The sequence below is a fragment of the Borreliella yangtzensis genome (genome assembly GCF_014201775.1).
GTDB lineage: Bacteria > Spirochaetota > Spirochaetia > Borreliales > Borreliaceae > Borreliella > Borreliella yangtzensis.
The window spans coordinates 44,931-71,190 of record NZ_JACHFG010000002.1; the positions used below are offsets into that span (position 1 = coordinate 44,931).

A 26,260-nucleotide genomic window follows, 5' to 3' on the forward strand; every position below is an offset into this window, starting at 1 on the left:
AATTTAAATTTTTGGAGGCCTTTTAATGATAGATATTGATGAATTGAGAATTTTTCTTAAAGAGAAGAGTTATTCTAAAATTAAAGAAAAATTTTTGAAGCACGATTCTTTTGACATTGCTGAGGCTCTTAAAAGACTTAATGGATCTGAATTGATTTTACTTTACAGATTTTTGCCTAAAAAAATAGCAGTTGAAACTTTTTCGAATTTTGATCAATCTACAAAAAATAAGTTAGCAAATTCTTTTACGAATAAAGAAATCAGTGAAATGATTGATGAATTAAATCTTGATGATGTTATTGATCTTTTAGAGGAGGTTCCTGCAAATGTTGTTCAGAGATTTTTAGCAAGCTCTACAGAAGAGAATAGAGAAATCATTAATAAGTTTTTGTCTTACAGTGATGATTCTGCAGGATCAATTGTAACAATTGAGTATGTTGAACTTAAAGAAGATTTCACTGTTGGTCAAGCTCTTGATTATATTAGACGGGTAGCTAAAACCAAAGAAGATATTTACACTTATTATATTACAGATGATGAAAAGCATTTAAAAGGAGTGATAAAAATCGAAGATTTAATATTAGCCAAAGACGATGTCATTCTGTCATCAATAATGAGAAATAGCGGTTTTTATATTGTGGGAGTCAACGATGAGAAAGAAGATGTTGCACTTCTTTTTCAAAAATATGATATTACCAGTGTTCCTGTTGTTGATAATGAGGGGAGAATGATAGGTGTTATTATTATTGATGATATTTTAGAAGTTATTCAATCAGTAAATACTGAAGATTTTCAAATGATTGCTGCTGTTAAACCTTTAGACACTTCTTATCTTGATACTTCTATTTTGGTTATGACAAAAAATAGGATAATTTGGCTTTTAGTTCTTATGGTATCTTCTACTTTTACAGCTACAATCATTTCGAATTATCAAAATTTAATGTTGTCTTTAGTGGTTTTGGCTAGTTTTATTCCTCTTTTAATGGATACTTCGGGCAATGCTGGTTCTCAAGCATCTGCATTAATAATTCGTGAGCTTGCTCTTGGTACTATCAAGGTAAAAGATTTTTTTAAAGTTTTTTTAAAGGAAATATGTGTTAGTATTTTAGTGGGAGTAATTCTTGCTGGTGTTAATTTTTTAAGAATTGTATTTTTTGTAGCTCCACAGCATGATGATAAGTTGAAAATAGCGTTTGTAGTTTCATCCTGCTTAATGGTAAGTTTGACAGTAGCCAAGATATTGGGAGGTCTTTTGCCCATTGTTGCTAAAATTTTCAAGTTGGATCCAGCACTTATGGCAGGTCCTTTAATCACTACTATTGCAGATGCTATTACTCTGATAGCTTATTTTAATATAGCAAAATGGGTTTTGGTTAGTTATGCTGTTTAAATTTCATTTTAATGTATTAATTGTTATTTTTTATAAGGACATTTTTAATGTATAATTGCATTTTTTGTAAAATAGTAAACAAGGAGCTTTCCAGTTATAAAGTTTATGAGGACGATTTAATTTTAGCATTTTTAGATATTAATCCGTTAACTGTTGGACATACTCTTGTTATTCCTAAAGAACATAGTGAGGATTTATTGAGTATGGATGATAAATTTAACGAAAGAATTTTAAGAGTGTGTAAAAAAATTTCCAATGCTTTAAAAAAAATAAATTCAAGTATTTGTAGTGGAATAAATATTTATTCTTCTTTGGGAGCTGGTGCAGGGCAAGAAGTTTTTCATACTCATTTTCATGTAATTCCAAGATTTAAAAATGATGGTTTTGGTTTTAAAAGAGGTGATAAGCTTAATCTTGAAGTTGAAAAATTTAAAGAATTATCTATGAAAATAAGTATGAATCTTTAAATTTATTTTATAAAAAAGGATTCTTTATGGGAAGAAACTTTTTTTTCTTTTTTGTTTTTATGCTTAATGCATTAAGAATTTATTCAGGAATTCCTGGTTATCTTAATGTGTACAATGGAGTTGGGGTTGGTGTTGATAATTTTACTCAAGATTTATTCTTCTATGAAAGACTTAGGTATCAGTTTTTCAGTGGACTTGGCGTTAATGTTTCTCAAAGTTTCGCAATTGGCGGAGAATTTAATTTAGATATTAAATTTTTGCCGAGCTATACTCCTTACACCAAGGATATTATGTTTATGTTGGATGACCAATCATATTTGAAGCATTCTTTAAGTTATTTCATAGTAAAAGATGTCTCAATATCAATGAGGATGTATGGTAATTATTTCTTTTTACCTTATACTGCAATGTTTAGTTTAAACTTTTTTACAGGTTTAAAATTTTCATATATTGATGCTAAAATTCGTTTTAGAGGCTCAAATGATTGGGCATTGCTGAATAATGTTATTTTGGGAATAGACATTGGAGCTAGAATTAATATAGATTTTATTTTTTTGGAATATACAATTTCTCCAATTTTTTATAACAAACTTTTACTTTTAAATCAAATGCATAAAATAACCCTAGGTTTTATTTTTCAGTTTGATGTAGCAACAAAAAATGATAGTGAGATACTTTCTATTTTGTAAACCTTGTTAGTTAGGGATATATTAAATTTTCTTCTTTGATATTGTTTAATATTTGTAAGTATTTAGAAGCTTCGTATTTAGCCATATCAAGATTGTGTTCTTTATAATTTCCGCATTCTTTATGACTTGCACCTGGAATGGGTTCTGAAAAATTTACAATTTCGGAAAAAAGCCACGATATTAAGTCAACAAGATCTTTACTTTCATAGCTCCCAAAAATTATTAAGTAAAAACCAGTTCTGCATCCCATAGGACCAAAATATACTATTTTTTCGGCCCAAACCTCATTATTTCTAAGTAAAGTAGCGCCTATATGCTCTATTGTGTGTATTGCTGCGTTTTCAATTATCGGTTCGATGTTGGGGGCTTTGATTCTAATGTCCATTGTAGTAAATATTACATTTTCAAAGGTATCTTTTCTTGAAACATATATGCCAGGTTTTAATTTTGTATGATCTATTGTAAAGCTTGTTATTTTTTTCAATTTTTTAGCACCGAGTGTATTTTTTTTACAAAATCTAATTTTTCCCATTCAAATTCATTTTTTCCAAAATGGCCATAGGTAGAAGTTTTAAGATATACGGGTTGTTTTAGTTTTAATTTTTCAATTATACCATTGGGAGTTAAATCGAAGTTATTGACAATGAAATTTAATATTTTGTTTTCATATTTGGGATCATTTATTCCTGCAGTTATTTGAATGGATATTGGGTTCTCAATCCCAATTGCATATGCAAGTTGTAGCTCAAATTCTTTAGAAATTCCAGCTGCTACCATATTTTTTGCGATATATCTTGCCATGTAAGCAGCCGATCTGTCTACTTTTGTGGCATCTTTCCCGCTGTATGCCCCTCCTCCATGTTTTGCAAATCCTCCATAGCTATCGGCAATAATTTTCCTTCCTGTAAGGCCTGTGTCTCCGGTAGGTCCTCCAATTACAAAATTTCCAGAAGGATTAATACAATAATTAGTATTTTCATCAAGCATTGACTTGTCTTGAATGGTAGGCTTAATAATTTCTTCAATTATTGTTTGTCGTATTAATTTTTGGGGGATATTTGGATGGTGCTGATGAGAAACTATAATATTTTTTATTTTCACAGGATTTCTATTTTTATCATATTCCATAGTGACTTGAGATTTTGAGTCGGGTCTCAACCATTCTATTGCTCCTGATTTTCTAAGATTGCTGGCTTTTTTTAGAATTGAATTGGCAAGTTCATAAGGAGCGGGTAAAAAATTTTTTGTTTCATCGCAAGCATATCCAAATATTATTCCCTGATCACCTGCTCCAAGGGTATTAGATCCTTTTTTTTCAATTGCGTTTACAATGTCACGCGATTGATTGCCAATCGCGTCTATTACCGTTATTGTTTTGTAATCAAGCCCATAATCAATATTTGTATAACCTATATTTTTAATGATGTTTTTAGCGATTTCTTTTATATCTATGTGTTTTTTTGCAGGACTATTTATTTCTCCTGCTATTACTACTAAATTTTGTGCAATTATGACTTCGCAAGCTACTTTTGCATTTTTATCTAATTTTAGCATTTCATCAAGTATGGCATCAGAGATTTGGTCTGCAATTTTGTCTGGGTGTCCCTCAGATACAGCCTCAGAAGTTAAAATTTGGTTAGCTGCTATTATTTTATTCATATTAACCTGATAAGTTCCTTTGTCATTTTGCTCGAATTTATTGATGATTGTTTTAGAAATGTATTAAAGTCTATATGGTTATCTTTATTGTTTGGTAAATCGGAAATTGAACGAATTATTATGAATGGTATTTTAAAGATATATGCTACTTGAGCTATTGCAGCTCCTTCCATATCTACAGCTAAAGCATCTTTGAAATTTTTTTTAATTGTCTCAAGATTTTTTTCATTGTCAACAAATTGATCTCCTGTTAGTGTTAAGCCAATATGGATATTAATGTTTAAAAGCTTGTTGTCAACAATATTGACTATTTTTTTTAATAGTTCTTCATCTGCTTTAAACCTTTGTGGCAAATTAGGAACTTGTCCTATTTTGTGTCCAAACTTGGTTAAGTCAAAGTCATAGTATGCTGTTTCTGAGGATACTATGATATCTGAGATTTTAAGGTTAGAGTTTTCTTTTATTCCGCCAGAACTCCCAGAGTTTATTATATGAGTGATTTTATACTTAGATATAACTTGATTGCCCCAAGTTGTTGCGTTAACTTTTCCAATTCCTGTAGTTAAGGATATTACATCTTTTCCCAAAATTTTTCCTTTATAAATTTTTGTATTTTCTAAGTAGCCGTTTAATATAATTTCTTCTTTGTCATCAAGCAACTTGTTTATTTCCTCTGATTCTTCTTGCATGGCTGATATGATTAAGATCATGCTTTTCTCCTTTTAAGTGTTCTTATATGATATCCGTTAAAGAATATTTATTTTTAATTAATTCTATTTCATTTTGATTGAGTATTTTTTTTATTCCTGTGTTTGTGTTTGGTATGGACTGAATGTTAGATTGCTCATTTTTGTCTACAACTTTTCCATTTTTTATTATGTAGTTTATGTATGGAAGATTTGGGTTAAAATCATCTATATCCACTATTTTGGCTATAGAATTATCATTAAGTTCTACAATAAAGTCTAAAGGGCAAGAAGATATTGCATTGATTATTAACTTTAAAACTCTTTTGTCAAATTTTTTGTCAGCATCTTTAATTAATTCAATAATAGAGGCCCCAGAATTAAAAGATTTTTTGTAGGCCTTATCTAAAATGATAGCAGAATAGGCGCTAGCAGCGCCTATTATATTTGATTCTATGCTTATGTTTTCACTTGTCAGGCCTTTAGGATAGCCTGTCCCGTCTAGATTTTCTTTGTGTGTTAAAAGTGTCAAGCATATTGATTGTGACAAATTGCTAGTTGAAGCTACTTTATAGCTGATTATGGGATATTTTTTTATTATGCTCAGTTCTTCGTCAGTTAATCTTTCCTTTTTTTCGCTGATTTTTGATGGGATAAATAGAAACCCTATTTTATGTAAAAGAGCAATACTACAAAGTTCTACTGTTTTGTAGTTATTTAGTCCCATTTCATTGCCAAGAGCTACTGTTAAGATAGCTGTATTTACTGAATGAATAATGTGATAATTTGCAGAAAGCTTAGGAATTCTAAAATACTTGATAAAAATTTTTTTCTGTTTTTTATAAAATTCTATTACTTTTTTTACAGTAGGGATAATATCTTGGTAATATATTTTTTTATTTCTTTTACAATTTTCATAAATTTCCTCTAAATTGCTTATTATTACATGGTAACTAGAAATAGCTTCTTCGTCAAATTTTTTGTGTATTTCTTCATATTCTTTTTTAACAGAATCATCACTGAAAAAATTTGTTCTCTCTTTAATGTATGATTTTAATTTCCATTTTTCAATAAGCGCAATGTTTTTGTCACCAATAAATGCATTCTCAGGCCAAACTAAGAATTCCTTATCTATTAAATATGACGAAGTTTTTATATTTTTGATAATGCTTTCAAAATTTTGCATTTATTTCCTTGAAATTAAGCTATAATAACCATGTATATCATATTATTTATTAATTGTCTATCTATTAGTATAATATACTTATTATATCTCAATTTTTGAATTAAGCTTCTTTTGAAGAGATTTTTATGGTAGAAAAAATACGCTTAGGTTTTAATATTATATTTCTTGGATTATTTGTTTATTTTCTTACAATTTTAAGATTTCAAATGGAATTAAGCTTTATTTTGTTTAATTATCAATTTATTGTAATTTATTTTTTACTAGTGCTTGTTTTTAATGTTATTTATTCCCGATATTTTTCTCCAAGATTATATTTTATTTTAAATGGGATGGAAGATACATTTACTTTTTTAAAGCTTAAAATGGTTCGTAAAAAGCTTAAAAGTGTTTTTGAAATATCTATTCTTCTTAGGTTTATTTTAATAAAACAAGACAAAAAAAGTCTTGATGAGCTTTATTTTTATTTAAAAGACAACAAATTGAGACATAAGACAATAATAGAGCTTTATTCTGTTCTTATTAGTTTTAGAGAGAAAGAGAAAGCTTCTAGTTTGATTTTAAATTACAAGTCCAGTAGAAACAAGTGGGTGAAATATTGCGAGGCTCTTAGTATGCTGTCATTTGAGGAGCATTTAAAGCTAAAAGAGTTAGTAAATTTTTTAGATAAGTTTTTTTTAAAAAATGATATTTTTACTCTTTATTTCTATTATTTATTGCGAAAATCAAGAATATCTTTTGATTTGCTTGAAAGCAAGAAAATTGAGATTAGAAATCGATATTATAAATTTAAAAATAGGATAGATTCTAATCATACAAGACTACTTGGTTCAAATTTATTTTTTGTTGTTTTTTATTATATTTATGATTTTTCTAAAAAAGATGTTTTTTATTGAAGGAGTTGTTTTTGAGTATAAGAGTTCGTTATGCGCCTTCTCCAACGGGTTTGCAACATATTGGTGGGATTAGAACAGCTTTGTTTAATTATTTTTTTGCAAAGTCTTGTGGGGGTAAGTTTTTACTTAGAATTGAGGATACAGATCAAAGCAGATATTTCCCAGAAGCAGAAAATGATCTTTATGCAAGTCTTAAATGGCTTGGTATTTCTTTTGACGAAGGGCCTGTTGTAGGGGGCGATTATGCGCCCTATGTTCAGTCTCAAAGAAGTATAATATATAAACAATATGCTAAATATTTAATTGAATCTGGGCACGCTTATTATTGCTATTGTAGTTCTGAAAGGTTGGAAAGGATTAAGAAAATTCAAAATATTAATAAGATGCCACCTGGATATGATAGACATTGTAGGAATTTAAGTGATGATGAAGTTGAGAATGCGTTAATTAAAAAAATCAAGCCTGTTGTTAGATTTAAAATTCCTTTAGAAGGAGATACTAGCTTTGATGATGTTTTGCTTGGAAGGATTACATGGTCAAATAAAGACATTAGCCCTGATCCTGTAATTCTTAAATCAGATGGACTGCCAACTTACCATCTTGCGAATGTTGTTGATGATTATTTAATGAAAATTACCCATGTATTAAGGGCTCAAGAATGGGTTTCTTCAGGTCCATTGCACGCGCTTCTTTATAAGGCTCTTAATTGGAAGCCGCCTATTTATTGTCATCTTCCAATGGTTATGGGAAATGATGGTCAAAAGTTAAGCAAAAGACATGGATCAACAGCTTTAAGGCAGTTTATTGATGATGGGTATCTTCCAGAAGCTATTATTAATTATGTTACATTGCTTGGTTGGTCTTATGATGATAAGAGAGAATTTTTTTCAAAAAATGACCTTGAGCGATTTTTTTCAATTGAGAAGATCAATAAATCTCCTGCAATTTTTGATTATCATAAGTTGGATTTTTTCAATAGTTACTATATTAGAGAGAAAAAAGATGAAGATTTATTTAATCTTTTGCTCCCTTTTTTCCAAAAAAAAGGGTATGTTTCTAATCCTAGCACTTTACAAGAGAGTCAGAAATTAAAATTATTAGTTCCTCTTATAAAGAGTAGAATTAAAAAGCTAAGTGATGCTTTAAATATGACCAGATTTTTTTATGAAGACATTAAATCTTGGAATTTAGATGACTTTTTAAGTAGAAAAAAAACGGCTAAAGAGGTTTGCTTTATTTTAGAGTTAGTAAGGCCTATTTTAGAAGGATTTGAAAAAAGATCGTCAGAAGAAAATGATAAAATTTTTTATGATTTTGCCGAGAGTAATGGTTTTAAATTGGGAGAAATTCTTCTTCCTATTAGAATTGCAGTGCTTGGCAGCAAAGTTTCTCCTCCGCTTTTTGATTCTTTAAAATTGCTAGGTAAGTCTAAAGTTTTTGAAAGAATAAAATTGGCACAGGAATTTTTAAGAACAAATGAATAGTTATTAAGGATATTTTTATGATTAGAATGGAAGATATTATTTCTCTTGCAAAAAGAAAAGGGTTTGTGTTTCAGTCTTCAGAGGTTTATGGAGGTCTTTCGGGAGCTTGGGATTATGGACCTTTGGGAGTTGAGCTTAAAAAAAATATAAAAAAAGAGTGGTGGAAGAGCATGGTGTACTTGCATGAAAATATTGTAGGTTTAGACAGTGCTATTTTTATGCGACCTGAAATTTGGAAAGCATCTGGTCATATTGATGGTTTTTCAGATTCTATGGTTGATTGCAAAGATTGTAAAAGTAGATTTAGGGCTGATTTTGTTGATTTGTCAAAAAATTGTCCAAATTGCAAAGTTGGGAATAATTTTACTTCTCCAAGAAGTTTTAATTTAATGTTTAAGACTCATATTGGAGTAGTAGAGGATAGTTCTAGTGAGATTTATTTAAGGCCCGAGACAGCACAAGGAATTTTTGTTAATTTTAGAAATGTTTTAGATTCTTCAAGGCTTAAGATTCCTTTTGGAATTGCTCAGGTAGGTAAAGCGTTTAGAAATGAGATAGTTACTAAAAATTTTATATTTAGAACTTGTGAGTTTGAGCAAATGGAAATGCAGTTTTTTGTTCATCCTAAGCAAATAGATGAATGGTTTTGTTATTGGCAGCAAAATAGAATGAATTTTTTTATAGAAACTCTTAAAATTAGCCCCAATAGATTAAGATTTAAAGCTCATGATTCGGCACAACTTGCTCATTATGCAAAATCTGCATTTGATATTGAGTATGAATTTCCATTTGGATTTCAAGAAGTAGAAGGTATTCACAATAGGGGTAATTATGATTTAACTCAGCATTCTAAATTTTCTAACAAACCTAAAATATTTGAGTACCATGATTTGTTAACAAAAGAGAGATATGTGCCTTATGTTATTGAAACTTCTGCGGGGCTTACAAGGTCTGTTTTAATGACCCTTTGTGATGCTTATTATGAGGAGAAGCTCTCAGATGGGGATAAGCGTATTGTTCTACGATTGCATCCTAAGCTGGCTCCTTACAAAATTGCTATATTTCCTCTTGTTAAAAAAGTTGAGCTTATTGAAGTTGCCAGAAGGATTTACATGGAGCTTTGTGATGATTTTCATATATTTTACGATGATAATGGAACAATAGGTAAGAGGTATAGACGTCAAGATGAAATAGGAACCCCTTATTGTGTAACGGTAGACTATAACACCGTTGAGGATAAAACAGTTACTATTAGAGAAAGAAATAATATGACTCAGAAGAGAATTTTTATTAATGATTTATATTCACATATTAAAACAGAGATTTTAAATTACAAAGAGGATTTTAATAAATGAATCCTGCTTTAAATCTGTTGCATAAGAGGGGATTTTTAAAGCAATGTACATCTTTAAAAGTTTTAAGTGACTTAATGGATAGAGAAAAAATAGTTTTTTATGCTGGAGTTGATGCAACATCTAGTTCTCTTCATATTGGCCATTTGATTCCTTTTTTAGCTATGATGCATCTTAAACAACATGGTCACATACCAATTGTTTTGATTGGAGATTCTACAACAAAAATAGGCGATCCTTCCGGGAAAAGTGAAATGAGAAAGATTTTATCTTCAGAAGAGATTAGCAATAATGCTTTGTCAATAAAAAATCAGCTTCAAAGAATAACTAAGTTTAGTTCAAAATGTTTTATTCATAATTCAAGTTGGTTAGATAATCTCAATTATATTGAATTTTTAAGAGATATTGGTATTCATTTTTCTGTTAATCGCATGTTAAGCTTTGAAACTTATAAAAGAAGACTAGATTTTGGACTTTCGTTTATTGAGTTTAATTATCAGCTTTTGCAGTCTTATGATTATTATATGCTTAATAAGATTAAAAATTGTAGACTTCAAATTGGTGGTGATGATCAATGGGGGAATATTATTTCGGGCGTTGACTTAATTAGAAGGAAATTTGGAGCAGAAGCTTTTGGACTTACGTTTCCATTAATTACAAGAAGTGATGGAAAAAAGATGGGTAAATCAGAAAAAGGTGCTGTTTATCTTGATTCTAATCTTTACAGTATTTATGATTTTTATCAATATTTTAGAAATACTTCAGATTCTGATGTGAAAACTTTTTTAAACCTTTTTACTTTTTTAGAAGAAGATGAGATTGAATTAATTTCAAATTTTAAAGGAAATTCCTTAAATAAAGCCAAAGAGATTTTAGCTTTTGAAATAACTAAAATTGTTCATGGAGAAGCGGAATCTTTAAAGGTTCAAGAGGCATCCTTTGCTGCATTTAGGGGTAGTGGAGATAGAAGTAATATTCCGTTTTTTAAATTTAGCTTTTCTAGCTTAGAAGAAGAAGTATTATTGATCAATTTAATGTTAGATTCAAAAATTGTGCCTAGCAAGTCAGAAGGTAGAAGATTGATTAATTCTGGAGGAGTGTATATCAATGGTAAAAGGGTAGAAAATCAGAACCATTGTCTTACTAGAGTGGATTTTAATAATAATGAGATTGAATTAAGAGTAGGTAAAAAAAAATTTTTACGAATTATTTTATAGTTGATTTTTAATGTATGACAGAAGAGCTTTAAATTGTTTGTTTTTAAACACGTTTTTGTTTTTCATGGAGTCTAAGCATCTTGTTTTTACAGAAGAGCACATTTTTTATGGATTGATAAAAAGCGATAAAGTTAAAGAGCTACTTAGTTTGTGCACAATTGATTTTGATAAACTTAATAAACAACTAAAAGAATTTTTTAGCAAACTTCCTTTAAGAGACAATTATATTCCAGATTATGTTTCTAGTATGGATTATTTGTATGACGATATAATTGGTGTTCTTTTTTTTTATAAAAAACCTTATAAAATACAAGAAAAAGATTTGTTATGGGTCCTTGTCAAAAAAAGAAAAAACAGTATTTTAGATACGTTAGTTAATTCAGGTTTTAATTTGACTATTTTTGACAAACTTATTGAAGTTCATGATTATTTGGCTGTTAATGCTAAATCTGATTCAGTTTATGGCGGTGAATTAATTGCAGAATATATTAATAATAATGCCCAAAAAAGTAAAGGAGGCTTTCATATTTTTGATAATAATAGTGATCAGTTAGATAAAAATAATATTTTTTTAGAGAATAAAGATGCTATTGGTAATTTTTTAACGAACGTTATTGATACTTTGGATTTAAAACACAATCCTTTAATCGGTAGAAAGCGAGAATTATCTCGTTTAATCCAGGTAATACTTAAAAAACATAAAAGTAATCCTATTTTATTTGGAGAACCTGGTGTTGGAAAAACAGTATTAATCCAAGGTCTTGCATATAAAATAAAAATAGAGAATGTTCCAGCGGATTTAATAGGATATGAAATCTATTCTCTTGATATTGGTAGGCTTATTTCTGGTACTAAATATAGGGGTGATCTTGAAAGTAGAATTAACAGGGTTTTAGATTTTTTAAATTCAAGAAAAAAAGTTATTCTTTTTATTGATGAAATCCATATGATAGTGGGGGCAGGAGCTACATCATTTGGTAGTATGGATATTTCTAATTTGTTGAAGCCCATTTTGACTTTGGGAAAAATCAAATTTATTGGAGCTACTACAGAATATGAATATAGAAAATTTTTTTTAAAAGATAAGGCTTTAATTAGAAGGTTTCAGAGCATAGAGCTCAAAGAACCCAATTTTGATGATACCTATATTATTTTGCAGGAGATTAAAAAAGATTATGAAAAATATCATAATGTAGAATATACGGACGAGGCAATACAAGCTTGCATTGTCATGTCTCAAAAATATATTAAAGATAGATTTCTTCCAGATAAAGCTTTTGATATTTTAGATGAGCTAGGTTCTAAGTTTAAGCTTGAAAACATAAAAAGGATCATAACAAAAGATGATGTTTGTGCTCTGATTAAGTCTTTTGTTGGTTCTAATATTTTTAATTTTGAAGAGTATAATAGTGAATTACTAATTAATTTAGAAAATAGAATAAAAAAAGAACTTATTATAGAGGATAGTTTGGTATTTGATTTGATATTAAATATTAAATTATTAAAATTTAATTTGCTTGCCAATAGAAGTACTATTGGTTTATTTGCCTTTATTGGTGCTTCTGGAGCTGGAAAATGCAAATTGACGGATATTTTATCGGAAGAGTTTAAAATTCCGAAATTTAGCCTTAATATGAGTGAATATAGCGATTATAATGCTCTTGATAGATTGATTGGGCCTGTGTTAAGTAATGAGGGATATTATGAATCTACTAGATTTTTCAAATTTTTGAACAAATCTTCTAATTCTATTATTTTTTTATCAGATTTTGATAAATGTAATAAAAGGGTTTTAGAATTTTTTTTGGAGGGGTTTAAAACAGGCAAACTTTTTGATGGTCTTGGGAAAAAGGTAAGTTTATCAGAAAGTTTAATAATAATAAGTGTAAATGCTAAGGGCAATGAGCTTAATAGCATCGGCTTTAAAAATAAAATAGCAGAAAGAAATGATGTTAATTTTATATTAAAGAAAAGATTTCCCAATGAATTTTTAGATTTAATAGATCATGTGTTTGTATTTAAATCTATTGATGAGTTAGATTTTGAAAAAATTATTCTTAATGAACTTAATCGTTTTGCTAAGATATTAAAAGATAGAAAATTTGATGTTTTTTTTGAAAAAAGTGTTGTTGATTATATTCGGAAAAAGATTTATGGAAAGGGTTATGGATTAAAAATTGTTAAAAAGTTTATATTTAAAGAAGTGGGAAAGCTCTTAATAGATGAAATTCTTTTTAAGAAAATTGAAAATTTTGGTAAAATAAAGATCTATTTAGATGGAACAATAAAATATGAGTTTTTATAAGGTTACAGGGAGTAGTTATGAAAATATCAGTAATAGGAGCAGGCGCTTGGGGGACAGCTATTGCAAAGTCTTTGGCAGATAAATTTGATTTTAATATTTTTTTATGGTCTTTTGAAGAAGATGTTAAGAACTATATTAATAATAATAATGTTAATGCCAAATATTTAAAAGCAATTAAATTGCCAAAAAATTTAGTTGCAAGTTCAAATTTGTTTGAAGTTGTGTCAATGTCTGATTATATTTTCATTGCAACACCATCTCTTTTTACTGTTGATATTTTTAAAAAATTGGATCAATTTTTCCATTCTTTGCAAATAAAGCCAAAATTAGCAATACTTACAAAAGGGTTTATTACTTTTGATGGGAAAACCCACACAGTTGTTGAAGCTGCTGAGAAAGTCATTAGAGGATATAAAGATGAAATTACTTATATTGTTGGCCCAAGTCATGCTGAAGAGGTTGGACTTGGTGTGATAACAGGACTTGTTGCGGCTAGCAATAACAGAGAAAATGCAGATTTGTTTATTAATTTATTTGCCAGAACTCCAATTTCTTTGTTTTATAGTGACGATGTTTTTGGTGTGCAAATAGCATCAGCTTTAAAAAATGTTTTTGCAATTGCATTTGGGATTTTAGATGCGTATAAATTGAATTATCCTAATTTGATAGGTAATAATACAGAATCATTTTTATTTTCAATGTCTTTAAATAATATTAAAGATATTGCAATTGAGCTTGGGGGAAAAAACATTGAAACGTTTTTATTTTTGTCTGGTTCTGGTGATTTAGATGTTACTTGTAGAAGTATGTTTGGAAGAAATAGACGATTTGGTAATGAAATTGTTAGTAAGAATATTTTAGAAAACTTTTTTAGTATAGATGATTTAGTAAATAATATTGAAAAAATTGGATATTTACCAGAGGGAGTTTTGGCTGCTAAATCAATTTTTTCTCTTTTTGAAGCATTAAATCGAGATCTCAATCCTAATAGCTTGCTAAGTGTTATATATAGAATTTTGAATAAAGAGTTGAAATCCGAATCTGTTATTGAATATATGAAAAATATTAGACAATAAAATAAAGCCTCTTTAGAGGCTTTATTGTTTTTGATCATTCATCATATATAAAATTTTATTATAAACATCTTCGATTATTTCAAAATTCATTACAACTTCTGTAAGTTCATTAGATTTTATAGTTCCTATTATGTTGTCATTTTTTGTTAGATCGTCTCTTTTAACTAAAGAATTGCTGTCCACTAAAATTTTTATTCTCGTTATGTCTTTGTTTATGTTTTTGATATTTTTGATTCCTCCAAAGCATTCTACAATGTGCTCTGCTACTTTGATTTTATTTGTTTTTTCTAAATCCATCATAGCAATTTTATTCCTTATAGAAAGCTTTATATGCTAAGTAAGCATTGTATAAATCAAATTTAGAAGTTATTTCCATTGGAGAATGCATGCTTATAACAGCAGGCCCCATATCTATTGTTCTTATTCCATAGCTAGCTAAAAATTTAGCAACAGTTCCCCCCCCCCCTTCTTCTACTTTTCCAAGTGTTGCTACTTGCCAGGCTATATTTTTTTTATTTAATAATTGCCTGATATAAGAAACAAGCTCTGCATCAGCATCGCTGGCCATACTTTTTCCACCATGTCCTGTGTATTTCATTATGGGTATACCATAGCCAAGTTTAGGAGCATTTTGTTCGTCATGAACTGAGCTAAATAGTGGGTTTATTGCTGCACAAACATCAGCGGAGATGCTTTTTGAATTCCAAAAAGCTTTTTGAACGTGAAGATTATTATATTCTGATTTTTTAATTTTAAAGATCATGTCAGAAACAAAATATTCAAGATATCTTGAGTCTAGTCCAGTTGAACCTGTTGAACCAATTTCTTCTTTGTCTACAAGAAAGCAAATCGCTGTTTTGTTTGGGATCTCTTCAAGATCAAATATAGATTCTAGTGAGGTGTAAGCGCATATTTTATCATCTTGTCCGTAAGCACCAATTAAAGCTTTGTCAAATCCGACATCTTTTGCTGTTCCTGCGGGTACTATTTCGATTTCTGATGATACAAAATCTTCTTCTTCTATGTTATATTTTTCTTTTATTAGTTGCAGAGTTGCTAATTTAACTTTATCTTTTTCTTTTGTTTCGATTGGCAGGCTTCCAATTAAAATTTTTAGATTTTCTCCTTCAACAATTTCATCTGATTTTTTATTTCTTTGTATTTTTCTATCAAGATGAGGCAAAATGTCGGGAATTACAAATACGGGATCATTTTCATTATCGCCAATATTGATTTCAACCTTTTCTCCATTTTTTAAGAAAATCACACCTCTTATTGAAAGGGGTATAGATAACCATTGATACTTTTTTATTCCTCCATAATAGTTGGTTTTAAGAAATGAAAGTTCGTTTTCTTCAGAGATTGGTGAAGGTTTTGCATCAAGTCTTGGTGAATCTGTATGAGAAACAATTAAATTCATTCCATTTTCAATAGGATTTTTTCCAATAATAGCAAAAGCAACAGATTTTTCTCTACAGGTATAAAAAATTTTATCGCCTGGCATTAAATTTTTTTTCTCTTCAGCTTTAAGAAATCCTTTTTTTTTTGCTTTATCTAGGGCATATGATGTAACTTCTCTTTCTGTTTTAAATTTACTTATAAATTTTTTGTAACCTTCGGAAAAATTGAAAATTTGGGTTTTTTCTTCTTCGCTTAAAGATATCCATGGATTTTGTTTTTTCATTAATAAGACCTCCTATTTTTATTCTAACATTTTAATTATTTTTAAAGTGTGTACAAAATAAATTATTTATTGTAAACTTACCTTTAATTTAAATATTATGAATAAATCATAAGGGAGAATTTTTATGTATAAAAATGGTTTTTTAAAAAACTATTTAATGGGGGTTTTATTTTTTTTAATAATTGGGTGTACTTCAAAAGATAGCTCAAGTGAGTATGTTGAAGAACAAGAAGTGGATAGCTCTTCTAAACTCGATGATGCTTCTAAAATAGATGAACACACTATTGGTCATGTTTTTCATGCTATGGGAGTAGTTCATTCAAAAAATGATCGAAAAAGTTTGGGAGAAAATATAAAGGTTTTTTATTTTTCTGAAAAAGATGGATACTTTGAAACAATACCTTCAAAAGAGGATGCAAAATTAATAGTTTATCTTTATGATAATATTTATGCAGGAGAAGCTCCAATTAGTATCTCTGGAAAAGAAGCGTTTATTTTTGTAGGGATTACCTCTGATTTTAAAAAGATTATAAATAGTAATTTGCATGGTGCGAAAAGCGACCTTATTGGGACTTTTAGAGATCTTAATATTAAAAATTCAAAATTGGAAGTTACAATTGATGAGAATAATGCAGACGCAAAAACTTTTCTAGAATCTGTTAATTATATTATAGATGGTATTGAAAAAATATCGCCTATGATGATGAATTAATTTATATTTTTTAATTTTTAGGCTTTAATTTTAAAATTAAAGCCTATTTTGAAACCAATCTCTCAAGGCCTTTTATTAAAATTTCCGCTGTTTTTACGTTGGTTGCGAGCGGTACGTTATGTACGTCGCAAAGTCTAATAAGAGCTGACACATCTGGTTCGTGAGGCTGACTTGTTAGTGGGTCTCTAAAGAAAAATATAGCCAAGATATTCCCTTCAGCTACTTCAGCGCCAATTTGTTGATCTCCCCCCATGGGGCCTGATTTATATTTAATAATTGTAAGATCAGTAGCTTGTTGGATTTTGGACCCTGTTGTTCCTGTTGCAATAAGCTTAAATTTAGATAAGAATAGATAGTTTAGTTTGACAAAATTTACCAAATCATCTTTTTTTTTGTCATGTGCAATTAATGCTATTTTTTTTTCCATTAATTTTATTCCTTTTCTAATGTAAAATAATTTTTTGTTGAAATTTAATGAAACTTAGTCATTAGTATATTTACGATTTTTTTTCTATTTGTAAAAGTTATATTGGTTCTGGTTTGTGCCATAAAAATCCTTGTCCATAGTCTATTTCTAGTTCATTTATTTTTTTTAATATTTCTTCATTATATACAAATTCGGCAATAATTTTTATATTTTTTGTATCTGCTATTTTTTTAATGGATTTTATTATTACAAAATCTATTTCACTAGAGTTTATTGCTTTTATGAAAGACCCGTCTATTTTAAGTAAGTCTATTGGCAGTGTTTTGATATATGAGAGTGATGTATGTCCGCTTCCAAAATCATCAAGTGCTAGTTTGATGCCAAAACTTTTTAATTCTTGAAAATATTTATTTATTATCTCAAAATTTTCAAGAATTCCAGTTTCTGTTATTTCTAAGCATATATTTTGGAGCGGAATTTGACTTTTTAATAAAGTGTCTTTTAAAAAGATACGAAAGTTTTGGGATTTTAAAGAATAAGGAGATATGTTAATTGAGAAAATGTGTACTCCATTTTTTGATACAAAACTTTTATATTCTCTTAAAGCCTTTTTAACCACTAATTGATCAACTTCAACAGTTAAATTATATTTATCTATTAAGCTAAAAATTTGATCGTTTGGGATTGGTTTGCCCATGTGATCAAAAAGTCTTGTCAAAATTTCTATTTTAGGTTTTAAGTTCTTTTTAAGAGGATTGATTTTTTGATAATAAAGAGTAAAAAAATCATTTTTTATTGCTTTTAGTATGTATTGAAAGATTTTATTTTGATTTTTTAAAACCACCGCTTCTGGTAGCTCTTCTTTGTATATAATAGGGTTAGATTCTTTGTATTCCGATGATATTTTTGTAGCCATCATTAATTTAGGAATTTTGAATTCTAAGTTTTCTCGTAAATTTACTTCTATTATTCCGATATTGAATTCAAATATAATAATATCTTCTTTTTTTAATGCCAACATAATTGTTTGTTTGATTTTTTTAGCAATTGAGATTATTTGTTTTTCACCGCCACTTGTGCATATGATTACTATTAAATTGTTGTGCTTTAGCTTGAAAATATATTCAGAGTATAATGACATTATTTTTGAATATATTATTTTAAGTATTTTTATATTAAGCTGTTCTTTATCCTCTTTGTATTCATATTCAGTTGTTAGGGATAGGTCTAAATTAAGCAAATATATTCTTTTTTTTTTGTAAATATCCATATGATTTACTAGTAATTTTTCAATTTCTTTGGCCTTTTGAATTTCGTCTTGTGAATCGATAATTTCTAGGTATTTATAGTTTGCGATTTCATTCCGGTTTGGTATTTCTTTGATTGTTATTAATTTGTCAATATTGTTTTGAGCAATTGTGCTAATAAATACATCCACATGTAGTTTTTTATTGTTTTTTAAAGTTAAAAGACAATCGGTTATTAATATATTTTTAAATTCGGGAATGGAATTTGTATGATAACTTAAATCTATTTTTTTTAACTTTTCCCAATCTCTAATATCTATGTCGGTTACTTTGATTGTATTTCCAGAAATTTTCATTGGAAGATTAAGATTTTTACTGCCTTTTTCATTTATATAAATAATTTCATTTTCGGTGTTTGTGATAATTACTATTTCTTTGATGAGTTCTGATAAATTTAAGAAGAAATCCAGAGTTGTGTTTTTATTATCGCAAAATAGTTTTTTTTGGTGTATTAAACTTTGTTTATATTCTAATTCGCTTATATCTTTTATTATTTCTATGTGATTAAGTTTTAAATATTCCTTATCGAATTTTTCATTGCTAACTATAATAGAATGGATTTTGTTTATATTTTTTAATTCATTCGCAACGTTTATTGAAAAATCTATTGGTTTTTCATAATTATAAATAATAGCGAATTTAATATTATTTTGTTTTACATATTCACTGTATAAAGCTTTTTCAGATTTTACGATTTGAATTAAGTTAAAGATAGATCTAAGCTTTATAAGATCTCTAACATCAATTTCGTCTCTAGAGATTACAACGGAATTTATATTTTGATAATTATTAATCCCTTTCATTTTTGTGGGCTTGCTTTTATTTTAATTTTTGTATGCCAAGTTAGTATTATATTTTATTTTTTTATCTGCGATTTTTTTAGTAACTATTATCCAGATTAAACCCGAGAGCATTAGTGCTAGTGAGAGAATTTGTCCCATTGATATGTTTAAAAAAGAAAATTCGGATAAACTTTTAATTGGTTTGTAGTTTATTATAAATCCAAGTTCTCTGTCTGGTTCTCTTAAGTATTCAATAAAGAATCTGAAAAAAGCGTAAAGCATTATATATGTACCAAAAATAAATCCATCGTATTTTTTAATTTTTCTAAATAAAAACCATAGTAACATAAAAGTTACAGGTCCTTCGAAAAATCCTTCAATAAGCTGAGAGGGTATTCTTGGAAGGTTAATTAGCAGATCATGAGGTAAAATTTCAATTCCTACAGATGATGCAAATTCTTTTACACCTGGGATATTTGTGTCAAATGGTTCTGCATTAGGGAATATTATTCCCCCTTTTATTACTCTTCCATAAAGTTCTGCGTTTGCGAAATTAGCAAGTCTTCCAAGTATGTAGCCAGAAGAAAAAGCTATTGCTCCATAGTCTGTTATTTTTAGAAAATATTTTTGAACATTTGTATTTTTAAGTTTTGTATTTATTGCGATTAAAGGACCAACTATTGCACCTAAAAACCCACCATGGATAGCCATACCCCTGAAGCCTGTAAAATTCCAATTTTGATCGAATGGTAAAAGAATTAACCAAGGATGAGAATAATAAATGCCCGATTTATCGTAAACCAAGGTAGACGCCAATCTGCCTCCTAAAATTGCTCCAAGTACAAGTGAGAACATAAATGTTTCATAATCTTCTTTTTTGATATCAATTTTGTCTGATTGTATTTGATACCAAATAAACTTATAGGAGATTAGTATGATAAAAATGTAAGATAGGCTATACCATGTAATTGGTATGCCTTGAATCACTTCAGGATGTAACCAATTTGGGTAATTTATATAATTTGGCATTAGACCTCCTCTTTAGCCCTTTCAAGCTTTTCAAAAAGCTTTTTTTTAAATAACATATTTTGCTTTCTTAAGGTTTCGATTTCTCTTTTCTGAGATTTTATTATATCAATAATTTCGCTACTTTCTATTGTTTTGTTTTTTATCAACGATTCAAGGTATTCAATTTTTCCAATATATTCTTCTTGTGCTTCTCTTAGCACGAAATCATAGCTTTCATTTAAATCTTCTTCGTTTAAAAGTTCAGCATCATTTGTTAAGTCTTCAATTTCAATCAATTTTTTCGCAATTTTTTTTATGCTTTTAGAGGTTGAACTTGTAGGTTTGTATATAGTGATGGGAATTTTGTTGTTTAAAGCTTGATCGACTATTTCATCTTTATAGATTGCTCCAATACTTTGTAAGTTTATGCTTAAATAGTTTTTTGCTGATTTTATTATTTTTTCGGTTTTTTTAATGTCATTGGGAGTTTTGAGCATATTAAATATCATAAAAGGACAGATTGTTTTAAACAATTTGTCAAATTTAGAGTAATTTTCAGGATCTTCGTTTTCGAGTTTTGATAGTAAATTAGGTATATATACCTTTTGAAGATCTATTGAATTTTGTTTTATTGTTATGAGGATTTCATTCCCTTTTGTTCCTCTTTTAAAAACGCTTGATAAGAGTCTAAATATAATATTTTTAAGAAATAAATACGCATTCATTGTAGCTGTTACCGTTGGTGTTGTTACTATTACTCCTCTTTTTGACATTAAAAAAAAGTCTATGATATTAAAAGCTGTTCCTGCTCCAAGATCAATCACCAAGTAATCATATTTTAAAGATTTTAAATTTCTTATTATAGTTTTTTTTTGAGAAGCAGCTATATTAGCAAGTTCTGGGATGTCAGAATCTCCTGCAATAAAGCTTAGATTTTTAATTCCAGATTCAATAATAATGTCTGGGAAATTAATCTTTGTTTTTAAAAATGTGCCTATACTTTTTTTAGGAATAATGTTTAACATTGAATGCAAATTAGATGCTCCAAGGTCAAGATCAATAAGCAAGACACTTTTCCCTTCATTTGCCAGGCAAATTGCTATGTTTACTGAGAAAAGGGATTTGCCAACTCCTCCTTTACCACTGGCTACAGGAATAATAATCAAGCTTTACTCCACGGTTTTTCTTTTTGCTTTAATCAGTGCTAAAATTACTATATTAAATACTAGATAAACTACTGTAATTCCTAAAAGTATGGATAAAGAGGTTTGATAGACGTACATTTTAAAAATAAATCCTAAGACAAATAATAATAATGTTAATATTATTTGGAATAGTTTAGTTATTACTATAATGCTGTGAAGAATTTTAAATTTTTCGTAGATAAAATAATAGAGTGTTAAATTGGTCATGAAAAACTCAGGTGAGTATAAAATAAATGTTAGCATAAACTTTAATGAGTAGTTATTGATAAAAATTAATCTATTAATAGCGTGGTATAGTAATGTTAAAACTAAAAGGCTCTCGAGCATTTGCAATATAATAAGGCTTGCTCTTTGAAGGTTTTGTTTTTTTTTAGGGTGTGAGTTTAACATAGTTTTAAAATATTATATTATGGAAATAAAATCAAGTTTTAATTTTTGCATTAGGAATGAATAAATGAAAAATAAATTTTTAATATGCGTGTATTTTTTATTGACTCTAGGTATAAGCTCTCTAGTAATTGTTGAATCTATTTTTGCTTTTGATGAATCTAATAGTAATAAGTTATCAAGATCTAATTATGAGCAGATGATGATTCAAGCTTTTGAATTTGTAAAAGAAAATTATGTGGATCCTGTAAACGATGAAGTAATTTTTGAAGGCGCTTTAAAAGGAATATTTCAAGCCTTGGGTGATCCTTATTCTCAATATTTGACAAAAAAGGATTTAGAAGAAATTTCAAAAACAACGGTAGGAGATTATGTTGGTATTGGAATTTCTATAATAAAAAAAATGCATTCTCAAGATAAGCAAGATAAAACAAAAGATCTTGATACTAATAATGCTTGCGTTGCTATTGTTACTCCTTTTGAGGGAGGGCCGGCTTATAAGGCTGGAATTAAATCTGGAGATTGTATTATTGCTGTTGATGATAAGAGTGTTTCTTCTATGGAAGTAGATCAAGTTGTTGATCTTTTGAAAGGTAAAGAAGGCACAAAAGTCAAAGTATCTATTCTTAGGGGGAAAAATTTAACATTGGATTTTGCACTTACAAGAGAAAAGATAGAAATACAAACAATTAAGTATGATGTTATTAATTCAGATATTGGCTATATAAGAATAATAAGCTTTAATCCGCACACCTCAGAAGCTTTTAGTAAGGCTTTAGACAATCTTAAGAATAGAAATATTAAATCTTTAATTTTGGATTTAAGGCTTAATACTGGGGGATATTTTCAGGCAGCTATAAAAATGGCGGATAATATTTTATCTAAAGGAACTATTGTTTCCACAAAGTCAAGAAATTTCAGCAAGCCTGTTGATTATAAGGCCAGCTCAAAACAAATTTTACCTTCAGATATAAAAATTGTTGCCTTAATAGATAGATCATCGGCGTCAGCATCAGAGGTTTTTGTAGGAGCCTTAAAAGATAATAAGAGAGCCTATATTATAGGCGAAAAGTCTTATGGCAAAGGGCTTATTCAGCATGTAGTTCCTTTTTATACTGGCGGATTCAAAATTACAAGTTCAAAATATTATACTCCATCTGGAAAGAGTATTCATAAAGTTGGGATTGAGCCTGATTTGGAAATAAAATCACCAGATTTTTCTGAGGAGGAAGCATTAATATATAAAGAAATTTTTGATAAAAAGTTAATAGAAAGTTTTTTAAAAGACAAAAAAGCTATTACTGAACAAGAAATTGATTTTTTTGTTGATAATCTTGTTAAAGAAAATCCAAAATATAAAATTGATAAAGAATTTTTAGGTAAGTATGTGTTTTTTAATTACTATCAAGATAATAATAAGGAGCTTCCAATTTATAATCTACATTATGACAAGGTTTTAAAATCAGCTTGTGAATATTTATCTAAATTAGGTAATTAAATTGTGAAGCAAATTGTTTTGGATGCTAATTGTTTAGTAGGTGATTTTATTATTGTTAAAGATATGAGAATATATCATCATCTTATTAATGTAAGACGACTTAAAAAAGGCGATAAGTTGAAAATTCTTTTAAAAGGTAAGGAATTAAGAGTGTCAGAAATAGTAAAGATTGGTAGCAACTTTATTGAGTTTGCTACCAATAAAATAGATAAAATTGAAAAAAATAATTTTGAGATAAGTATTTTTATTTCTAGTTTAAAGGGTAAAAAAATAGATTCGATTTTAAGACAGATTGTTGAAATTGGAGTTTCAGAAATTAATATTATTAATGCAGATCGTTCTGTGTCTAAAATAGATATAAGCAGTACATCTGCCAAAACTTTAAGATTTTCAAAAATAATAGATGAGGCCTTAAAGCAAAGCGGTAATAAAATTGTACCTAAGATCAATTTTTATAATAGTTTTTTTTATTTACCTTATTCTTTTTGCACTACTAAATATTATGTTGCTCATCAAAGTGGAATGCTTTTAGGTAAAAATGAGAGTTTTGAAAATTTTAGCAAAATTGGAATTATAATAGGTCCTGAGGGATGCTTTTCGGATTCAGAAATTTCCTTTTTCAAGGAGAAAGACTTTAATTTTGTAAGGTTTAACACTCCAATTTTACGAGCAGATACGGCTATTATTTATTCACTTGCTTATTTTAAAGCATTGTTAGAGGATTGTAATGGCTAATTTAAAAGACATATATTCAAAACCAGACAGATTTTATTTTTTAGGCGTGCCTATAGATGTTTTTGATAGTCGCAGTAAGCTTATAAGTAGGTTTTCGTATCTTACAGGCCATCCCTATCATTCAATAGTAATTTTTATTGGATTTAAAGGTTTCCTAAAGGTTTTAATTTTTAAAAAGTTTAGAAATCACATTAAAAATTCTTCTCTTGTTTTTTTAAATTCTAAGATTGTAAGATTTTTTTGTAGGATTTTTAAAAGAGTTAATATTGACTGTTATGATTCAAATACAGTTCTTCTCATTTTAATGGGAATACTAGAAAATGCTCATAAAACATGTTATATTATTGATAAGGATAAAGTGATTTCGAAGAAAAAATTTTTAAGATTGAAAGAATCCCATAAAGAAATTAGCTTTATTGGGTATTATGATTTAAAAGCTGTAAAGAGAAATAAAGAAATGTTTTTTGCAAATATTAATAAACTTACTCCTAGTGTAATAATAAGCTTTTGTAATGACAGATATCTTGAAAACTTATTTTATGAAAATAAATTTAATATTAGGACCAATTTAAGCGTTTTTTTATGAGCTTTTAAATTTCAACTATTTATATTTTATGAGGTAATTATGGCATTTTTGCTAAATCAATCAGTAGTTTATCCAATGCACGGAGTAGGCATAATTAAGGATATTAGAACTAAAGAGTTTAATGGGGAGATTATTGATTATTATGAAATACATTTCCCATTTAGCGATATGATTTTTATGGTTCCTGTTGCTAGGGTTGACGATTTTGGAATTAGAGCTTTGGTTAGTAGGGAAAAGGTAGAAGAAGTTTTTGATGTTATTAAAGAGTTTGAAGGTCAAATAGACTCAAAAAAAATAAAAGATGGCGGTCATGAATTTTATAAAAAAAGCGATATTTTAGATACAGCAAAGTTATATAAATTTTTATATAAAAAATCTACTCAAAAGGAACTTCCTTTTTACGAAAAAAGGATTTTGAATGATTTTGAATTAATATTGGAGCACGAGATTAGCTTAGCTTTGCAAATTAGCTTTGAAGAAGCTAAGGAAAAGATTAAAAATATTTTGGTCGGTAGTAAAAAGGCTTAAAGGTTTTTAAATTATTGAGAGGGAAGGATTTGCTGTGTTTGATTCTTTAAGATTGATCTTTTTAATAATTTATAGGTTTATTTTAATATTTTGCCTTTTTTCTTTAATGTTTATCTGCACATTTTATTTAAAATATAAGTTTTTGTATTTTAATTTTTCTATTTTTAGTTATAGCCTTTATTACAATGCCTATGTTTATTCTTTCCCTTTGTCGCTTGTTTTTACTTTTATGAGGATGCCTTATCCTTTTTATGGAATGGTTTTAAAGTCATCTAGAGAGACTTTATATTTTTATTATATTATCTTTATTCTTATTTTATTGTTTTCTTATTTGGGGTTTTTGGTTAGCCACAGTTTCCATTCTTACTATATTAATGATAATAGGAATAATAATAATTTTATCCTTAAAGATGAGATTGTGCATTTTTTAAATGGTAAAATAATATTTTCTAGCAATAGACCCAAACTTTATGGTTTGAATGGAGTTTTAATCGTTTCAGAGAATGACAAAAAGGATAAAAGTTTTTCTTACCAATCAAATCTTTCCGATTCTAGTAAGGTTGATTTTATTGAGAATAATTTTTTAGATCAAAAGATTTATAATAACTTTGTTGATTTTATTTTTAAGGATTTAAAAATTTTGAATAATTTTCTACTCTCACTCAATTATTTAAATTTAATTTTTAATATATTGGGAATTTCTTTATTGTTATTTTCGTTTTTTTATATTTTTAATCTTATTTTTTCAAATAGTTTTGCAATATTTCTTTATCCCATCTTTATTATACTTTTTTTAAAAATTTATAATGTTTACTCGATTGAGTTTCCTCAAATTTACAATGTAATAATAGGAAAGAGTATGATATCTGATTTTATTCCTTTTATTTTTTGTGTTTTAACTTTTTTTTCTACCTATTTATTTGGATTTGTTTCAGAATATATTAAAATCAGCAAAGATTTAGTAGGTGATAATTTATATAAGGATAGTTAATTCTTA

Annotated in this window: 26 protein-coding genes; 15 read left to right on the forward strand and 11 right to left on the reverse strand. The window is 28.0% G+C overall.

Annotation, left to right across the window (positions count from 1 at the left end; genetic code table 11):
- The first annotated feature begins 25 nt into the window (after positions 1–25).
- Genes mgtE through HNP68_RS02420 form a run of 3 tightly spaced genes read left to right on the forward strand, consistent with a single transcriptional unit; the run spans position 26 to position 2,546 of the window.
- Positions 26–1,390, forward strand: a complete 1,365-nt coding sequence (mgtE, locus tag HNP68_RS02410) for a magnesium transporter (protein ID WP_183220076.1) — start codon at positions 26–28, stop codon at positions 1,388–1,390.
- A 47-nt stretch (positions 1,391–1,437) separates the two neighbouring features.
- Complete coding sequence (locus HNP68_RS02415; protein WP_183220078.1) at positions 1,438–1,857, forward strand: HIT family protein; 420 nt, start codon at positions 1,438–1,440, stop codon at positions 1,855–1,857.
- A 26-nt stretch (positions 1,858–1,883) separates the two neighbouring features.
- Positions 1,884–2,546 (forward strand): hypothetical protein, encoded by a 663-nt coding sequence (locus HNP68_RS02420; RefSeq protein WP_183220080.1) that lies wholly within the window; start codon positions 1,884–1,886, stop codon positions 2,544–2,546.
- A 10-nt stretch (positions 2,547–2,556) separates the two neighbouring features.
- On the opposite strand, the gene HNP68_RS02425 is transcribed toward HNP68_RS02420, so the two are convergent.
- From HNP68_RS02425 to pdeB, 4 genes are read right to left on the reverse strand one after another with little or no spacing between them, the layout of a single operon-like run.
- The gene (locus HNP68_RS02425) at positions 2,557–3,030 is read right to left on the reverse strand and encodes an S-ribosylhomocysteine lyase (protein WP_183220082.1); all 474 of its coding nucleotides are present in this window, start codon (positions 3,028–3,030) and stop codon (positions 2,557–2,559) included.
- Entirely contained in the window at positions 3,027–4,205 is a 1,179-nt protein-coding gene (gene metK, locus HNP68_RS02430; protein ID WP_183220084.1) for a methionine adenosyltransferase, read from the reverse strand. The genes HNP68_RS02425 and metK overlap by 4 nt, the downstream gene beginning before the upstream one ends.
- On the reverse strand, positions 4,202–4,915 hold the full coding sequence (locus HNP68_RS02435; protein WP_183220086.1) for a 5'-methylthioadenosine/adenosylhomocysteine nucleosidase: 714 nt from the start codon (positions 4,913–4,915) through the stop codon (positions 4,202–4,204). The genes metK and HNP68_RS02435 overlap by 4 nt, the downstream gene beginning before the upstream one ends.
- Positions 4,916–4,937: 22 nt before the next feature.
- A complete protein-coding gene (pdeB, locus tag HNP68_RS02440) occupies positions 4,938–6,077 on the reverse strand; it encodes a cyclic di-GMP phosphodiesterase PdeB (RefSeq protein ID WP_183220088.1) in 1,140 nt (379 codons plus the stop codon).
- Between the two features lie 125 nt (positions 6,078–6,202).
- On the opposite strand from pdeB, the gene HNP68_RS02445 reads away from it, so the two are divergent.
- The 6 genes from HNP68_RS02445 to HNP68_RS02470 are packed head-to-tail and all read left to right on the forward strand — an operon-like array spanning position 6,203 to position 14,404.
- The gene (locus HNP68_RS02445) at positions 6,203–6,970 is read left to right on the forward strand and encodes a hypothetical protein (protein WP_183220090.1); all 768 of its coding nucleotides are present in this window, start codon (positions 6,203–6,205) and stop codon (positions 6,968–6,970) included.
- 11 nt (positions 6,971–6,981) lie between these two features.
- Entirely contained in the window at positions 6,982–8,454 is a 1,473-nt protein-coding gene (gltX, locus tag HNP68_RS02450) for a glutamate--tRNA ligase (protein WP_183220092.1), read from the forward strand.
- Between the two features lie 17 nt (positions 8,455–8,471).
- Positions 8,472–9,809: a glycine--tRNA ligase gene (locus tag HNP68_RS02455; RefSeq protein WP_183220094.1), complete on the forward strand. Its 1,338-nt coding sequence runs from the start codon at positions 8,472–8,474 to the stop codon at positions 9,807–9,809.
- Positions 9,806–11,023: a tyrosine--tRNA ligase gene (gene tyrS, locus HNP68_RS02460; protein WP_183220095.1), complete on the forward strand. Its 1,218-nt coding sequence runs from the start codon at positions 9,806–9,808 to the stop codon at positions 11,021–11,023. The genes HNP68_RS02455 and tyrS overlap by 4 nt, the downstream gene beginning before the upstream one ends.
- Positions 11,024–11,033: 10 nt before the next feature.
- A complete protein-coding gene (locus HNP68_RS02465) occupies positions 11,034–13,328 on the forward strand; it encodes an AAA family ATPase (protein ID WP_183220097.1) in 2,295 nt (764 codons plus the stop codon).
- A gap of 17 nt (positions 13,329–13,345) precedes the next feature.
- Positions 13,346–14,404, forward strand: coding sequence for an NAD(P)H-dependent glycerol-3-phosphate dehydrogenase (locus HNP68_RS02470; protein ID WP_183220099.1), 1,059 nt, complete (start codon positions 13,346–13,348; stop codon positions 14,402–14,404).
- A 21-nt stretch (positions 14,405–14,425) separates the two neighbouring features.
- On the opposite strand, the gene HNP68_RS02475 is transcribed toward HNP68_RS02470, so the two are convergent.
- Positions 14,426–14,704, reverse strand: a complete 279-nt coding sequence (locus tag HNP68_RS02475; protein ID WP_183220101.1) for a PTS sugar transporter subunit IIB — start codon at positions 14,702–14,704, stop codon at positions 14,426–14,428.
- 7 nt (positions 14,705–14,711) lie between these two features.
- Positions 14,712–16,088, reverse strand: coding sequence for an aminopeptidase (locus HNP68_RS02480; RefSeq protein WP_183220103.1), 1,377 nt, complete (start codon positions 16,086–16,088; stop codon positions 14,712–14,714).
- 124 nt (positions 16,089–16,212) lie between these two features.
- Here HNP68_RS02480 and p22 point away from each other — a divergent pair, with 124 nt between their 5' ends.
- Entirely contained in the window at positions 16,213–16,800 is a 588-nt protein-coding gene (p22, locus tag HNP68_RS02485; RefSeq protein WP_183220105.1) for a lipoprotein P22, read from the forward strand.
- A 43-nt stretch (positions 16,801–16,843) separates the two neighbouring features.
- On the opposite strand, the gene mgsA is transcribed toward p22, so the two are convergent.
- The 5 genes from mgsA to HNP68_RS07595 form a co-directional block, all read right to left on the reverse strand.
- Entirely contained in the window at positions 16,844–17,227 is a 384-nt protein-coding gene (mgsA, locus tag HNP68_RS02490) for a methylglyoxal synthase (RefSeq protein ID WP_183220107.1), read from the reverse strand.
- 97 nt (positions 17,228–17,324) lie between these two features.
- Entirely contained in the window at positions 17,325–19,337 is a 2,013-nt protein-coding gene (locus HNP68_RS02495; RefSeq protein ID WP_183220109.1) for an EAL domain-containing protein, read from the reverse strand.
- A gap of 21 nt (positions 19,338–19,358) precedes the next feature.
- A complete protein-coding gene (gene lgt, locus HNP68_RS02500) occupies positions 19,359–20,345 on the reverse strand; it encodes a prolipoprotein diacylglyceryl transferase (protein WP_183220111.1) in 987 nt (328 codons plus the stop codon).
- Positions 20,345–21,490: a MinD/ParA family protein gene (locus HNP68_RS02505; protein WP_183220114.1), complete on the reverse strand. Its 1,146-nt coding sequence runs from the start codon at positions 21,488–21,490 to the stop codon at positions 20,345–20,347. Before HNP68_RS02505 ends, lgt begins: the two co-directional genes overlap by 1 nt.
- Before the next feature lie 3 nt (positions 21,491–21,493).
- Positions 21,494–21,919, reverse strand: a complete 426-nt coding sequence (locus HNP68_RS07595) for a hypothetical protein (RefSeq protein WP_363325273.1) — start codon at positions 21,917–21,919, stop codon at positions 21,494–21,496.
- Positions 21,920–21,983: 64 nt separating this feature from the next.
- Between HNP68_RS07595 and HNP68_RS02510 the strand changes: the two genes are divergently transcribed.
- The 5 genes from HNP68_RS02510 to HNP68_RS02530 are packed head-to-tail and all read left to right on the forward strand — an operon-like array spanning position 21,984 to position 26,254.
- On the forward strand, positions 21,984–23,414 hold the full coding sequence (locus HNP68_RS02510; protein WP_183220116.1) for a S41 family peptidase: 1,431 nt from the start codon (positions 21,984–21,986) through the stop codon (positions 23,412–23,414).
- A gap of 3 nt (positions 23,415–23,417) precedes the next feature.
- Positions 23,418–24,149, forward strand: a complete 732-nt coding sequence (locus HNP68_RS02515) for a 16S rRNA (uracil(1498)-N(3))-methyltransferase (RefSeq protein WP_183220118.1) — start codon at positions 23,418–23,420, stop codon at positions 24,147–24,149.
- Positions 24,142–24,735 (forward strand): hypothetical protein, encoded by a 594-nt coding sequence (locus HNP68_RS02520; protein ID WP_183220120.1) that lies wholly within the window; start codon positions 24,142–24,144, stop codon positions 24,733–24,735. The genes HNP68_RS02515 and HNP68_RS02520 overlap by 8 nt, the downstream gene beginning before the upstream one ends.
- Positions 24,736–24,774: 39 nt before the next feature.
- Positions 24,775–25,263 carry a CarD family transcriptional regulator gene (locus HNP68_RS02525; protein WP_183220122.1) on the forward strand — a complete coding sequence of 163 codons (489 nt, stop codon included), beginning with the start codon at positions 24,775–24,777 and terminating at the stop codon, positions 25,261–25,263.
- A gap of 34 nt (positions 25,264–25,297) precedes the next feature.
- On the forward strand, positions 25,298–26,254 hold the full coding sequence (locus HNP68_RS02530; RefSeq protein WP_183220124.1) for a hypothetical protein: 957 nt from the start codon (positions 25,298–25,300) through the stop codon (positions 26,252–26,254).
- Positions 26,255–26,260 lie beyond the last annotated feature (6 nt).

Excerpts from the sequence above, each read along its gene's own strand:
- HNP68_RS02470 (WP_183220099.1), top strand. The coding sequence starts at position 13,346 with ATGAAAATATCAGTAATAGGAGCAGGCGCTTGGGGGACAGCTATTGCA.
- HNP68_RS02465 (WP_183220097.1), top strand. The coding sequence starts at position 11,034 with ATGTATGACAGAAGAGCTTTAAATTGTTTGTTTTTAAACACGTTTTTG.
- mgsA (WP_183220107.1), bottom strand. The coding sequence starts at position 17,227 with ATGGAAAAAAAAATAGCATTAATTGCACATGACAAAAAAAAAGATGAT.
- metK (WP_183220084.1), bottom strand. The coding sequence starts at position 4,205 with ATGAATAAAATAATAGCAGCTAACCAAATTTTAACTTCTGAGGCTGTA.
- tyrS (WP_183220095.1), top strand. The coding sequence starts at position 9,806 with ATGAATCCTGCTTTAAATCTGTTGCATAAGAGGGGATTTTTAAAGCAA.
- HNP68_RS02420 (WP_183220080.1), top strand. The coding sequence starts at position 1,884 with ATGGGAAGAAACTTTTTTTTCTTTTTTGTTTTTATGCTTAATGCATTA.
- pdeB (WP_183220088.1), bottom strand. The coding sequence starts at position 6,077 with ATGCAAAATTTTGAAAGCATTATCAAAAATATAAAAACTTCGTCATAT.
- HNP68_RS02445 (WP_183220090.1), top strand. The coding sequence starts at position 6,203 with ATGGTAGAAAAAATACGCTTAGGTTTTAATATTATATTTCTTGGATTA.
- HNP68_RS02455 (WP_183220094.1), top strand. The coding sequence starts at position 8,472 with ATGATTAGAATGGAAGATATTATTTCTCTTGCAAAAAGAAAAGGGTTT.
- p22 (WP_183220105.1), top strand. The coding sequence starts at position 16,213 with ATGTATAAAAATGGTTTTTTAAAAAACTATTTAATGGGGGTTTTATTT.
- HNP68_RS02510 (WP_183220116.1), top strand. The coding sequence starts at position 21,984 with ATGAAAAATAAATTTTTAATATGCGTGTATTTTTTATTGACTCTAGGT.
- HNP68_RS02520 (WP_183220120.1), top strand. The coding sequence starts at position 24,142 with ATGGCTAATTTAAAAGACATATATTCAAAACCAGACAGATTTTATTTT.
- HNP68_RS02525 (WP_183220122.1), top strand. The coding sequence starts at position 24,775 with ATGGCATTTTTGCTAAATCAATCAGTAGTTTATCCAATGCACGGAGTA.
- HNP68_RS02480 (WP_183220103.1), bottom strand. The coding sequence starts at position 16,088 with ATGAAAAAACAAAATCCATGGATATCTTTAAGCGAAGAAGAAAAAACC.
- HNP68_RS07595 (WP_363325273.1), bottom strand. The coding sequence starts at position 21,919 with ATGTTAAACTCACACCCTAAAAAAAAACAAAACCTTCAAAGAGCAAGC.
- HNP68_RS02415 (WP_183220078.1), top strand. The coding sequence starts at position 1,438 with ATGTATAATTGCATTTTTTGTAAAATAGTAAACAAGGAGCTTTCCAGT.
- lgt (WP_183220111.1), bottom strand. The coding sequence starts at position 20,345 with ATGCCAAATTATATAAATTACCCAAATTGGTTACATCCTGAAGTGATT.
- HNP68_RS02435 (WP_183220086.1), bottom strand. The coding sequence starts at position 4,915 with ATGATCTTAATCATATCAGCCATGCAAGAAGAATCAGAGGAAATAAAC.
- HNP68_RS02475 (WP_183220101.1), bottom strand. The coding sequence starts at position 14,704 with ATGATGGATTTAGAAAAAACAAATAAAATCAAAGTAGCAGAGCACATT.
- mgtE (WP_183220076.1), top strand. The coding sequence starts at position 26 with ATGATAGATATTGATGAATTGAGAATTTTTCTTAAAGAGAAGAGTTAT.
- HNP68_RS02495 (WP_183220109.1), bottom strand. The coding sequence starts at position 19,337 with ATGAAAGGGATTAATAATTATCAAAATATAAATTCCGTTGTAATCTCT.